This window comes from Flavobacterium sp. Root935 (genome assembly GCF_001429295.1).
Taxonomy (GTDB): Bacteria; Bacteroidota; Bacteroidia; order Flavobacteriales; family Flavobacteriaceae; genus Flavobacterium.
In genome coordinates this window covers 721,456-734,786 of record NZ_LMJL01000008.1, presented here as the reverse complement: position 1 = coordinate 734,786, position 13,331 = coordinate 721,456, and the positions used below count along the sequence as shown (strand labels likewise).

The following is a 13,331-nucleotide window of genomic DNA, read 5'->3' as shown; positions in this document are numbered from 1 at the left end:
AATATGAAAGTTATATTGATATTGTTGTCTTTTTTTGCAGCTAGCTTTTCAGTAAATGCTCAGGCAAAAGTTATTACTTCTGTAAACGATGCAGGCGACGTCGCAACTTACGAGTTGGATTCTTCTGCGAAATTTCAAACCCTTGCTAAAGGTCTACGTTACAATATTACGCGGCATGAATTTAAAGGTCCTGAAATGAAGAACAGTTATAGACTGCTTTTGGTTATGGATGGTTTTTATTCGAAAACGCTAAATAAAGAAATGACTATTTCAGCAGTTCTGAGTGATGGATCTGTTATTGAAGCCAGAAAGATTATTGAAGATGACGGTTTTTTTGACGGTGCATGCACATTGAAAATAAAAGACCCTAATGCTCTTTTAAAGGCAGATATCAACAAAGTTATAGTTCATGCTGATAAAGATGTTGTCTATTCTTTAACGGCAGAAAACAAAGCGGTTTTTAAAAAGAATCTTAGCAATATTATTAATGCAAAGTGAAATTAAGGTTCTAAGATGCTAAGGTTCTGAGGTTATTAATGTCGATTACTATTGGTTAAAATAAAAATTCCAAATCCCAATTACTATAAATTGGAATTTGGAATTTAAAAAATTGGATTTTTTATACAGTTTAGTGACCTCCGCCACCACCTTCAACGTGGTTGATACCTTGTCTTTTTAATATTTTAGGGCAGTAGTAGCCATAAAATCCTAAATAAGCAAAACCTAAAAGCGGAACGATATAAGAGAAATGTGTCCAAGTGATTCCGAAGATTCCTCCTGGGTGAGAAATGTCAAAGTCGCAAATACTTCCTTGAATTAATGGAATTACACCACCTCCAAGAATCATCATGATTAAGAAAGAAGATGCTTTTCCTGTGTTTTTTCCTAAACCTGCAATGGCTAAATCGAAGATTGAAGGCCACATGATAGATAAGAATAAACCTCCTGAAATAAAGAAGAATTTAGCTATTTCTGGGTTTGGCCATACTAATCCTAATACCATCATTAGTAATCCTGAGATTCCGAAAAGCATTAAAGTTTTTCCTGCGTTTTTACCTCCTACAAAACTTACTGCAATGAATAATAAGATCCAGATTGGGTAAATATAGAATGAAGAAACATCATGCGCAGCAAAGATATTTGCTCCAATAATAACCCCGAATGCTAAAGCTGGAACGATAAATTTCAATGCTGTGTTTACAAGATTTGAAGTGTTGAAAACGTTAACTCCACCATTCCAACGGCCAATCATTAAGCTTCCCCAATAAAGGGCAATGAATGGAGCAATGGCATCTTCTAAAACGTTTCCGAATTCTGCAGTATGAAGTAAAGCTGGTAAATTACTGATAATAGTAACCTCAGTTCCAACATAAATGAAGATTCCTAACATTCCTAAATAAAGTTGTGGGTAATCTAGTATATTAAATTTTTCGTGTGCTGTTTTAACTACTTCAACTTCTTCTTTTTCAGGATCTTCGATTTTAGAGAAGTTCATAAAAACGGCTACAACAATAAATGCTAGTCCAAGGATGATGAAAGGTAATTTGATGTCTTCTAATGAAAGTGTAGTGTTTTTATTATCTCCCATTCCAAACAAAGCAATTCCTAAAAGAATAGCTCCAATTGTTGTTCCGAAAGAGTTAATACCTCCAGCCAATGTTAAACGGTGTGCTCCAGTTGCAGGACTTCCCATTTTAATAGCTAATGGATTAGCAACAATTTGTTGTATTGAAAATCCTAAACCTACAGTAAATAAAGCTGTTAAGAAGAAAGGGAAACTTTCCATTGTTGCGGCAGGAATGAATAAAAATGATCCTACTGCTGAAAGGAGTAAACCAGCTGAAAGGGTTTTTTTATATCCGAATTTTTGTAAAACGTCCATTTTTAAGGATACTAAAAAGAAAATAATAGATCCTACGAAGTATGCAGCATAAAATGCCCACGCAACTAATTGTGATTGTACTTGAGATAAAGTGAATACTTTTTTGAATACTGGAATCAGGATGTCATTGGCAGAACCAACAAAACCCCAAAAGAAGAACACGATTATCAAAGAGATAAACTGCCCCCATTTGGTTTGCACATTTTCTGAACTCATAATAATAAGGTTAATTTTTTATTTTATTGTTTTTTGAAGACCGTAAATATATTTGTTAGGATTATCAAAAAAAAATAAAAAGGTATAAATAATGTTAAATTTATACCAACGACACTCTTTTTTCAACAAAGTGTTAATTTTAACCTGTTTAGAAAATGTAATTCATAAATATATTTACTCTAAAATTTTATTTTTAACCTCTTTGCTGTAGTTTCGGCCTATCGGAATGTTATAAGATTGGATTTGAACACGGTTTCCTTCGATAGATTTTACCTTATTTAGTGCAATTACATAAGATTTATGGATTCTAAGAAAGCGATCTGCCGGCAATTCTTCAGACAAGGATGTAAGAGATTTATGTGTAATATAAGTTTTATCCGGTGTGACAACTTTTATGTATTCCTTCATTCCTTCAACAAATAAAATTTCTTCAATATTAATTTTCATCATTTTTTTATCGACTTTGATAAAAATATGAGAATCACCTTTTGTGGTTTCAACTTTAATATTGTTTTTGAGATTGTATTCGGTAGTAATTTTATTGATACATTTAATAAATCTCGGAAGCGGAATAGGTTTTACTAAATAATCTAAAACATCTAAATCATAACTTTCGGCAGCGAATTCTCTAAAAGCAGTTGTAATGATAACTTTGGTTTTACTTTCAATCAGGCTGATAAGTTCAAACCCTGTCATCATAGGCATGTTGATATCTAAAAAGACGGCATCAACAGCTGTACTGTTAATAAAATCGAGCGCCTCTAAAGAGTTATTGAATGTTGCTATAACTTCAAAATCTGTAAAATTGGTGAAATAATTTTGCAGGACTTTGATCGCTAAAGGCTCATCATCAATTAACACGCATTTAATCTTCATTCTGAGTAGGTATTTGTAATCTGATTATGTAGAAATTTAGTTTGGTTTTGTGTTTAAGACTAAAATTGTTTCTGTAAATGAGTTTTAATCTCTTTTTTGTGTTTACTAAACCAATTCCTCTTTTCGGATTATGATTTTGTGAAATTACAAAATTATTTAAGATTTCAAAATCGAGGATTTTGTTGTCTATAACTTTACAATTGATTTTAATCTTCAAATTTTTGTTGTTTACTCCACCATGTTTAAAAGCATTTTCTACTAGTGAGATAAAGATTAGCGGTGGTACAACAACATCTTCGATATTCGATTCGAGATTTATGGTTACTTCAACATTTTCAAAACGAAGTTTTTCGATTTCAATATAGTTCTGAATATAATCGATCTCTTTTATTAACGGAACAAATTTAGTTCCTTTTACATCGTAGAGAACATATTCCATTAAGTTCGAAAGTTTGATAATTACATCAGGAACTTTTTTTGAAGATTCTAGTGAAAGTGCATATAAATTATTTAAAGTATTAAAGAAAAAATGCGGTTGAATCTGGTTTTCAAGATACTTTAATTTTATTTTAAATTGATTTTCCCGTAAAGATCTGTTTCTTTCTCTTTCTCTTAACCAGGTTAAAGTAAGATAAACAGAAGATGCCATTGCAAGAACATACAATTCACCAATACAAACTGCTACAATGTGATTAATTTCAAACGGATGGTATTCTCTGTTTGCTTCAGGCCAAATATTTTCGGAAATGATATAATAGGTAAGGGCGGTTTTTAATAAATAGATTCCAAAAAGACTCACTAAAAGCCATGCAGTATATTGAATGTATTTTTGTTTAAGAACATATTTTGGAACCAAAACAAATAAATTCAAATATACTAAAGGGATAACCAATGAGAATTCAATCAAATTTGATTTGAAAGCGTACGGATAATCATTAAAGTAAGCTCCCCATCTTAAAAAGTTTAATGTAAAATAGACTCCCCAAAACCAAATATGATTTTGCAGTTTAATATCAAATTTAACTTTTCTAATTTCTTTCAATTGGTTTTAAGTTATTTGTGTTTTTAGTTTTTCTTAACAATACTGAAATATTGTGCAACTTTAAACAATTAACTGCAAAGCGACAATTTTTTTGAATAAAATTTCGAAAAAAAACGATATTGGTGTTTTATTTTTTAATTAGAACGTTTTCGTAAAGCGTATTATTGAATGATTTATGTCGTTGGTTTAAATTTTGTTGTCGTTGGTTTAATTTATTTTTTTTAACAATGTCTTAAGAATAATTTTACCTCATAACTAACAAAATAAAATAAACATGAAAAAAATTTTCTTAATCTTTATGATTGTTTTTACGGCGCAAGTTTCGCTTGCACAAGTAAAAAGTGTCAAGGGTGTGATTACAGATTCTGACGGTATGCCATTACCAGGGGCTTCTGTTGCTGTACAAGGAGGTCAAAAGGGAACAACCACCGATTTTGACGGATTGTACACAATCGAAGTTCAAAAAGGTCAGAGCTTAGTTTTTACTTATGTAGGGCTGGAAACTCAGACAATTGTTGTAGGAGACGCTGCAACAATTAATGTGAAGTTGGTTCAAGGAGCTTCAAATGCATTAAACGAGGTTGTTGTAACTTCTTTAGGTATTAAAAAGACAAGAAAATCTTTAGCATATGCAGCTCAAGAGTTGAAAGGCGAAGAATTAACTCGTGTTAAAGATGCCAATCTAATTAATACTGTAGCTGGTAAAATTGCTGGTGTTGCAGTAACTAAAAGTTCTTCTGGAGCTGGAGGTTCAACAAAAGTTGTAATTCGTGGTAATTCTTCATTTGTAAATAACCAGCCATTATATGTAATAGATGGTATTCCATTGGTTAGTTCTGGAGCGGCACAGCCAAATGGTACATTTGGTGATTTAGCAGGAGGTAACCGTGACGGTGGAGATATTGTCTCATTAATTAATCCTGACGATTATGAAGGAATGACAGTTCTAAAAGGAGCTGCTGCATCTGTATTGTATGGTTCTCAAGGAGCTAATGGTGTAATTTTACTTTCTTCTAAAAAAGGAAAAGTTGGAAGTGAAACTTTTAATGTAAATTCAGTTACTACATTTGATTCTGCAGCATACTTACCTAAATTTCAATCAGATTATACTTCAGACCCTGGGGATTCAAGATCTTGGGGAGCTAAACAAAAAGTTGAAGGTGATATAAAAGATTTCTTTGAAACGGGAGTTACACAAATTACTTCTATGGCTTTTTCCAAAGCCTCTGAAGGTTCTGCTACAAGTTTAACTTATGCTAATACTGATGCTTCAGGAATTGTTCCAGGAAATCATTTGAAGAAGAACAATTTTGGTATTCGTCAATCAGGTAAATTTTTCGATGATAGATTAAATGTTGCTGTTACAGGTAATTATGTTAATCAAACTATTGATAACAGACCTGTTAACGGATTATACTTTAATCCAATCAGTGGTGTTTATTCACATCCAAGAGCTTTCAGTCTTAATGATTTGAAAAACTATGAAGTTTATGATCCATCGAAAAACTGGATGGCTCAAAATTATCCAGGCTTTGAAACTGCACAAATTAATGAAAGCAATGAAAACCCATATTGGCAGATTAATAAACAAAAATCTGTTGATTATAACAATTTCTTTAACGGGGCTATTGCTTTAGATTATAAAATCAATGATTGGTTGCATTTGACTTCTAGATATAGTTATAATAGAAATGAAAGTAATTTCCAAAAACGCATGTTTGCAACTTCTGCTTCATCATTAGTGCATCCTAAAGGAAGATATATTAATTCTACATTAATTACAACTCAAAACTATGCTGATTTATTGGCTTTAGTAAATACCAAATTATCTGATAATTTTTCTTTAAATGCGACCCTTGGTACAAGTATCAATAATGGTAAAAGTGCTGGTGTAGTTCTTGACTCCGGAATTGGTGGAGGATTAGCAAACGCAAATATATTCACGTTAGGAAACTTCGTAAATAATAATGGAAACGTTCAAACTGCTTATCAAAGAGAAGTACAGTCATTATTCGCTGCTGCAACATTTGGTTATAAAGATTACTTGTTCTTAGACGTAGCAGGAAGAAATGACTGGTCATCAACTTTAGTAAATACAAATGATGCAAGTTATTTTTACCCATCTGTTGGTGCGACAGCTATCTTAAGTGAAATGGCTACAATGCCAGAATTCATTAACTATGGAAAAGTTCGTGCAACATATGCTCAAGTAGGTAATGATATTGCTGCTTTTATCACTAATCCGACATATTCAATTGTAGCAGGAACACCTATTAATCCACCAGCTGGACCAAGACCTGGTACTACATTAAAACCAGAATTGAAATCAGAAGTTGAGGTTGGTACAGAATGGAGAATGTTTAATAATAGATTTGGTTTTGAATTATCATATTACAATTCAGAAACGAAAAATCAATATATGTTAGTTCCTGCAGAATCTACAAACGAGAATGGATACACTAATTATGCTATAAATGCAGGAAGCATTTCAAACAAAGGATTTGAGGTAGTATTATTTGCTGACATCATTAGAGGAGAGAAATTTAATTGGGAATCAAGAATCAACTATTCTCAAAATAAGAGTAAAGTAAACGATATCCCTGCTCAAAATGCAGAAGGAAGAATTGTTTTAACTGATCCAGGTTCTAATAGTTACAGATATTCACTAGTTGAAGGAAGACCATTTGGAGTAATCGAAGGATATAACTTTAAAAAAGATGCTCAAGGAAGAATCTTAGTTAATGATGATAATACAATTCAAAGAACTGACTGGGAAGAACTTGGTAACGCAAATCCTGATTTTATGTTAGGATGGTCTAATACTTTTAAGATCGGAGCGTTTACAGCAAACATTTTAATAGATGGACGTTTTGGAGGAGAAGTTTTAAGTTTAACTCAAGCTATAAATGATCAAAATGGAGTTTCTAAAGCTTCTGGAGATGCGAGAAACGCTGGAGGAGTTAAAATTAATGGAGTTAGAGCTAGTGACGGAACTACGCCTGTAACTACAATGGATGCAAAAGAATATTACAATACAGTTGGAGGAAGAAATGGAGTAAGTGGAGAATATATTTATGACGCTACAAATGTAAACGTAAGAGAGGTTTCTATTGGTTATACTTTTAACAAATCTAAAATTCCATTTGTTCAATCTGCATCAATCTCGTTGATTGCAAGAAACTTATTCTTTATTTACAAAAAAGCTCCTTTTGATCCAAATGTGGCGCTTAGTACAGGAGAAGGATTACAAGGTGTTGATGTTTTTGGAATGCCATCAACAAGAAACATCGGTCTTAATTTAAACATAACATTCTAATCTTACTATCATGACACTAAATAAATTTAAAAAAACAGCAATTTGCTTCTCTTTACTAGCAGCTGTAGGTTGTACAGATAATTTTGAGGAGATTAATACAAATCCCACTGGGGCTACAACAGAGCAATTAGATCAAGATTATAATAGTATAAAAAGCTTGTTTAAACCTGCTTTTAACAGAATGTATATTTGTGATGTAACTTGGCAATATCAATTGCAGCAAAGTTTGCAGGCAGATGGTTGGTCTGGTTATATGACTACACCAGTTCCTTTTGGAGCATTTAATAATCATGATTATGCTCTAAATGTTGGATGGAACAGTTATGCTTGGGACGACGCTTATGTAAACATTATTGCATATTTATACAAAGTAGAGCAAAGATCTAAAGGTAAATTTGATCAGTTTTATGCATGGTCTTTAATATTTAAAGCGGCTACAATGCAGAGAATTACGGATATGTATGGACCTGCAGTTTACTCTAAATTTGGAAGTGAAGTAGCGACATACGATTCTCAGCAGGAAATTTACACTCAGATGTTTAAAGATCTGGATTTCGCAGTTGCGGAATTGTCTAAAAGAATTGCGGCTAATGAAAAAACATCGTTTGATGAAACAGATTTATCTACTTACGAAGGAAGCTATGAGAAATGGGTAAAATATGCGAATTCTCTTCGTTTAAGAATGGCAATGCGTATCTCAAAAGTAGATCCTGCACTAGCAAAAACAGAAGCAGAAAAAGCAGTAAATAATCCTATTGGTGTTTTCACAACGGTTGCAGATCTTATGAAAGTTAAGTCTCCAGTAGATTTAAATGTGATCGATGTAATGAGCCACGCTTGGGCTGGTTTATTTATGGGAGCGGATATGGAGTCTATTTTAGGCGGGTATGAAGATCCTCGTATGGCTAAATATTGGGAGACTTCTGAAGTTACTCCAGGAGAATACAAAGGAGTTAGAACAGGTATTGTTTATCCAACAGGAACGACTTATGGTAAATTTTCTAAAACTGCCTCAAGAACTAAAACAGGAGAAATTACATGGATGTCAACATCTGAAGTTTATTTCTTAAGAGCTGAAGGTGCTTTAAGAGGTTGGAACATGGGAGGAACTGCTAAAGATTTATATGAAGCTGGTATAAAAGCATCTTTTGATCAAAATGGTGTTGAAGGAGCAGCTGCTTATATTGCAGACAATACTAAAAAACCTAAAGATTATGTTGATCCGCTTAATGCAGCCAACAACGCAGCAGCTGTTTCTAAAGTTACTGTCGCGTGGGGAGCAACTAATGAGGAAAATCTTGAGAAAATTATTACTCAAAAATGGATTGCGACTTATCCTGATGGTCAGGAAGCTTGGTCAGAATTCAGAAGAACTGGTTATCCAAAATTGTTTAGAATTACCAATAATAAAAGTGGTGGTTTAATAAGCACTGAATTAGGAGTTCGTAGATTAGGTTTTTCACAATCAGAAATTAACAATAATAAAGAAGGTATCGAATCTGGTTTAAGTAAACTTGGCGGTCCAGATAATGGAGCTACAAGACTTTGGTGGGATGTTGATAAAGCAAACTTCTAAAAAAAACAAAGATATTGAGTTTGGTTAGTAGTATGGTATAGGCGGCGAAAGCTGTCTATACCATTCTTAAAACCAAAATGGTAATTACTACAAAAAAAGAAAAGAAATGAAAAGTGCTTTAGAAATAAAACCTGATATCAGTTACAAAAGCGCGGGAAAATTTGAGGAAACTCGATTTGAGAAAATTCATAACGAAATCTTCAAAGGCTCAATAGAAGCTTCTGTAATTGTGGCACAGGAAATTGCGCAGCTAATTAGATCTAAACAAGAAAAAAATAAATCTTGCGTTTTAGGTCTTGCTACAGGTTCTTCGCCTATTAAAGTTTATGAGGAACTAGTGAGAATGCACAGAGAAGAAGGACTAAGTTTTAGCAATGTAATTACTTTTAATTTGGATGAATATTATCCGATGACTAAAGAGAACAATCAGAGCTATCACTATTTCATGCATCAGCATCTTTTTAATCATATTGATATCAAACCCGAGAATATTAATATTCCAGACGGTACAGTAGGAATTGACGAAATCAATCAATATTGTATCGATTATGAAATGAATATTAAAAATGCAGGCGGTCTTGATTTCCAACTTTTAGGAATTGGGCGTACAGGGCATGTTGGTTTTAATGAGCCTGGTTCTCATATCAATTCTGGAACCCGAATTATTACACTGGACCACATCACTAGAGTAGATGCTTCATCTGCTTTTAATGGTATTGACAATGTACCGAAACGCGCCATTACGATGGGTGTTTCAACCATTATGAGATCAAAACGTATTGTTTTGATGGCATGGGGGCAAAACAAAGCCGATATTATTAAGAGAACAATTCAAGGAGATATCAGCTCAGAAGTTCCGGCAACATTTTTACAAAATCATCCAAACGCAACTTTCGTTTTAGATCAATCAGCTGCTTCAGAACTAACACGTTTCAAAACACCTTGGTTAGTTGGCGAATGTCTTTGGACTCCTGAATTAAAAAGTAAAGCAATTGTTTGGCTGTGTCAAAAAACCAAACAATCTATTTTAAAATTGACAGATCGTGATTACAACAATAACGGAATGTCAGATCTTTTGGCGCAGGAAGGTTCTGCTTATGATATGAACATTAATATGTTTAATATTTTGCAGCACACTATTACTGGATGGCCTGGAGGAAAACCAAACACAGATGATTCGCATCGTCCCGAAAGAGCAAATCCGGCAAAAAAGAGAATTATTCTTTTTAGCCCGCATCCTGATGATGATGTAATTTCTATGGGAGGAACATTCTCAAAATTAATCAAGCAAGGTCACGATGTTCATGTGGTTTACCAAACTTCAGGAAATATTGCAGTTACAGATGACGAAGCATTAAAATTTGCAGAAGTTGCCAGTGATTTTATTGGTAAAGGTGAATCTGATATCAATTTTAAAGAAGTAATTAAATTTCTAAACAATAAATCAGAAAATCAAATTGATTCTCTTGAAGTTAGAAAATTGAAAGGACTTATTCGAAGAAGAGAATCTTATGCTGCAACAAGATATATTGGGTTGAAAGATGAGAATACACACTTTTTAGATCTTCCTTTTTATGAAACTGGACAGGTTAAGAAAAATCCATTAGGTCCAGAAGATATTGCCATTGTAAAAGATATTATTGCTAAAATAAAACCACATCAAGTGTTTGCTGCTGGAGATCTTGCAGATCCACACGGAACTCATGAGGTGTGCCTAAATGCGATATTCGCTGCGTTAAAAGAACTTAAACATGAGCCTTACATGGACGATTGTTGGCTATGGCTTTACAGAGGAGCTTGGCACGAATGGGATATTCATGAAATTGACATGGCTGTTCCTTTAAGCCCTTCTGAAGTTTTATTAAAACGTCATGCGATTTTATACCATCAGTCTCAAAAAGACAGGGTTATGTTTCAAGGAAATGATTCTAGGGAATTCTGGGTTAGAGCAGAAGATCGAAACAAAAATACAGCCATATTATATGATGAATTAGGTTTGGCTGAATATGAGGCAATAGAAGCTTTTAAACGTTTTGATTACTAAAATTTTTTCCGATTCATTTAAAAATGAATCAAATAACAAAATTCAGATTGGTCTCATCGCAAAAGTGAGGTAATGCAGAAATCTGTCTGAGTTTTGTTTTTTTAATAAATTTAGGATACTTAGAAAACTATCCAAACCAAAAAAAAAGAAAAATGAAATATCTATTTGTACTATTATTTGCAGGTATATCTGCGGGTGCTCAAATTCAGAAAGAGCAGCTCAATCTTATGCCTTGGCCTCAGAACGTTGTTATTAATGAAGGTAATTTTAATTTAACTAAAAATTTTAAAGTAAACATTACTGGTAATCCAAATCCAAGAATTTTTGGTGGAGTAACTCGTTTTTTGCGCCGTTTAGATGGTAGAACAGGTATATTTTTTGAACAAGGTTTTATTTCCAAATTAAATGAAGTTCCGAATGCAGAATTGCAGATCAATTGTACAAAAAATGGTAAAATTGGTTTATATGAAGATGAAAGTTACCATTTAGATATTGCTTCAAATAAAATTATTTTAAATGCTTCGAGTGATTTAGGAGCTTTGCATGGACTTGAGACATTATTGCAAATACTGCAAAACAATTCAACTTCATTTTATTTTCCAGCTTCAAAAATTTCAGATTTTCCAAGATTTACATGGAGAGGTTTAATGATCGATGCTTCAAGACATTTTCAGCCAGTTGATGTTATCAAAAGAAATATTGATGCTTTGGCAGCCATGAAAATGAATGTTTTTCACTGGCATTTGGTTGATGATCAAGGCTGGAGAATCGAAATGAAAAAACACCCAAAGTTTACCGAATTAGCTTCGGATGGACTTTATTACACACAAGAGGAAATTAAAAATATCGTAAAATACGCAGATGAGCGTGGTATTTTAATAGTTCCAGAAATAGATGTCCCAGGTCACGGATCAGCAATTTTAACAGCTTATCCAGAAATAGGAAGTAAAGTAATTACTTTGACAGGAGGAACATCCGAAAAAAATATTCAAGGTACAGCAATCGCTACCTATGGAATTGAAAGAAATGCTGGTATTTTTTCGCCGACATTAGATCCTTCAAATCCTAAAACATACCAACTTTTAAGTGAAGTTTTTGATGAGGTTTGTCCGTTATTTCCAGGGGCTTATTTCCACATTGGAGGAGATGAAAACGAAGGAAAAGATTGGGATGCAAACCCTAAAATTCAAGAATTTAAAAAGAAACACAACTTAAAAACCAATCACGAGTTACAAACCTATTTCACGATGCAGCTGGCTCCAATGTTAAAGAAACATGGAAAACAGTTAATGGGATGGGAAGAAATTTTAACCAAAGATTTATCTAAAGAAGCTATTGTACATTCATGGAGAGGTCCAAACGAAGGAATGGCGGCCGGCCAGTCTTTGGTAGACGCTGTAAAAAAAGGTTATAAAACAGTTTTATCAAATGGGTATTATATCGATTTGATGTATCCAATTGCAAGTCATTATTTAAATGATCCGATGCCAAAAGGAGCGAATTTAACCGCAGAAGAAAAGGCTAGAATCCTTGGCGGAGAAGCAACAATGTGGACAGAATTAGTAACCTCTACAACAATAGACTCTAGACTTTGGCCAAGAACAGCTGCAATTGCAGAAAGACTTTGGTCCGCAGAAGATGTTGCCGATGTAGAGAATATGCGTAAACGTTTAGAATCGGTTTCTTTCAGATTGGAAGAATTAGGGCTTACACATATTCGAAATAAAGATGTGATTTTAAGAAATATTGCCAATAATCAAGATATTAAAGCGCTTGAAGAATTTTCAAATGTTACTGAACCGCTAAAAGGATATACACGTAACAAAGGCGGAACGGAATATCAAATGTATTCTCCATTTACCTTATTTGCAGATGCATGTGGACCAGATGCCAAAGATGCTTTAGGATTTAACGCGGCTGTAAATCAATATTTAGCAAATAAATCGGCAGATAATAAAGCTAAAGTAGCAGCCTATTTTACAAAATGGATTGCAGTACATCAGGAGCTGACAAAACTAAGTGCAAATGCTCCATTAGTACAGCCATTACTGCCTTTGTCAAAAAAATTAAATGATGCGTCACAAGAATTATTATTGGTTTTAGATAATAAATCGACATTAAAGACAGCAGATTTAAAAGGTTTAATAGAACAATGCAACACAAAAGATCATGCAGATGTAGAATTATCTGTTTATGAGAGTTTGAAGAAATTAATTTAAAGTTGGATTTGAATTAGTATTTAGTACGTTTTTAAAGCTGCTAATGTTTTTTTAAGAGTGGTGATTATCTCTGCCATAATTATTTGGCAGAGGTAATTACAAATTAGAATTTTAAAATGAATTCAAGTCATAAGTAAGTATAAAAAATAACCAATAATAG

The 13,331-nt window shown here is 33.2% G+C and carries 8 protein-coding genes; 5 read left to right on the top strand and 3 right to left on the bottom strand.

Features of this window, described 5'->3' with window-relative positions; all coding sequences use genetic code 11:
* Nucleotides 1-3 precede the first annotated feature (3 nt).
* Entirely contained in the window at nucleotides 4-498 is a 495-nt protein-coding gene (locus ASE40_RS08285; RefSeq protein WP_057116475.1) for a hypothetical protein, read from the top strand.
* 130 nt (nucleotides 499-628) lie between these two features.
* Here the strand turns inward: ASE40_RS08285 and ASE40_RS08280 are convergent, their stop codons facing one another.
* The 3 genes from ASE40_RS08280 to ASE40_RS08270 all read right to left on the bottom strand — a co-directional run bounded on the left by ASE40_RS08280 (nucleotide 629) and on the right by ASE40_RS08270 (nucleotide 4,016).
* Entirely contained in the window at nucleotides 629-2,098 is a 1,470-nt protein-coding gene (locus ASE40_RS08280) for an MFS transporter (RefSeq protein WP_057116474.1), read from the bottom strand.
* Nucleotides 2,099-2,272: 174 nt separating this feature from the next.
* A complete protein-coding gene (locus ASE40_RS08275) occupies nucleotides 2,273-2,974 on the bottom strand; it encodes a LytR/AlgR family response regulator transcription factor (RefSeq protein WP_057116473.1) in 702 nt (233 codons plus the stop codon).
* Nucleotides 2,964-4,016, bottom strand: coding sequence for a sensor histidine kinase (locus ASE40_RS08270; protein ID WP_057116472.1), 1,053 nt, complete (start codon nucleotides 4,014-4,016; stop codon nucleotides 2,964-2,966). The genes ASE40_RS08275 and ASE40_RS08270 overlap by 11 nt, the downstream gene beginning before the upstream one ends.
* A 274-nt stretch (nucleotides 4,017-4,290) precedes the next feature.
* Between ASE40_RS08270 and ASE40_RS08265 the strand changes: the two genes are divergently transcribed.
* The 4 genes from ASE40_RS08265 to ASE40_RS08250 all read left to right on the top strand — a co-directional run bounded on the left by ASE40_RS08265 (nucleotide 4,291) and on the right by ASE40_RS08250 (nucleotide 13,171).
* Nucleotides 4,291-7,332 (top strand): SusC/RagA family TonB-linked outer membrane protein, encoded by a 3,042-nt coding sequence (locus ASE40_RS08265; RefSeq protein ID WP_057116471.1) that lies wholly within the window; start codon nucleotides 4,291-4,293, stop codon nucleotides 7,330-7,332.
* A gap of 10 nt (nucleotides 7,333-7,342) precedes the next feature.
* Nucleotides 7,343-8,908 carry a RagB/SusD family nutrient uptake outer membrane protein gene (locus tag ASE40_RS08260; protein WP_057116470.1) on the top strand — a complete coding sequence of 522 codons (1,566 nt, stop codon included), beginning with the start codon at nucleotides 7,343-7,345 and terminating at the stop codon, nucleotides 8,906-8,908.
* A 106-nt stretch (nucleotides 8,909-9,014) separates the two neighbouring features.
* The gene (nagB, locus tag ASE40_RS08255; RefSeq protein ID WP_057116469.1) at nucleotides 9,015-10,952 is read left to right on the top strand and encodes a glucosamine-6-phosphate deaminase; all 1,938 of its coding nucleotides are present in this window, start codon (nucleotides 9,015-9,017) and stop codon (nucleotides 10,950-10,952) included.
* A 152-nt stretch (nucleotides 10,953-11,104) separates the two neighbouring features.
* Nucleotides 11,105-13,171 carry a beta-N-acetylhexosaminidase gene (locus ASE40_RS08250; RefSeq protein ID WP_057116468.1) on the top strand — a complete coding sequence of 689 codons (2,067 nt, stop codon included), beginning with the start codon at nucleotides 11,105-11,107 and terminating at the stop codon, nucleotides 13,169-13,171.
* The last annotated feature ends 160 nt before the right edge of the window (nucleotides 13,172-13,331 follow it).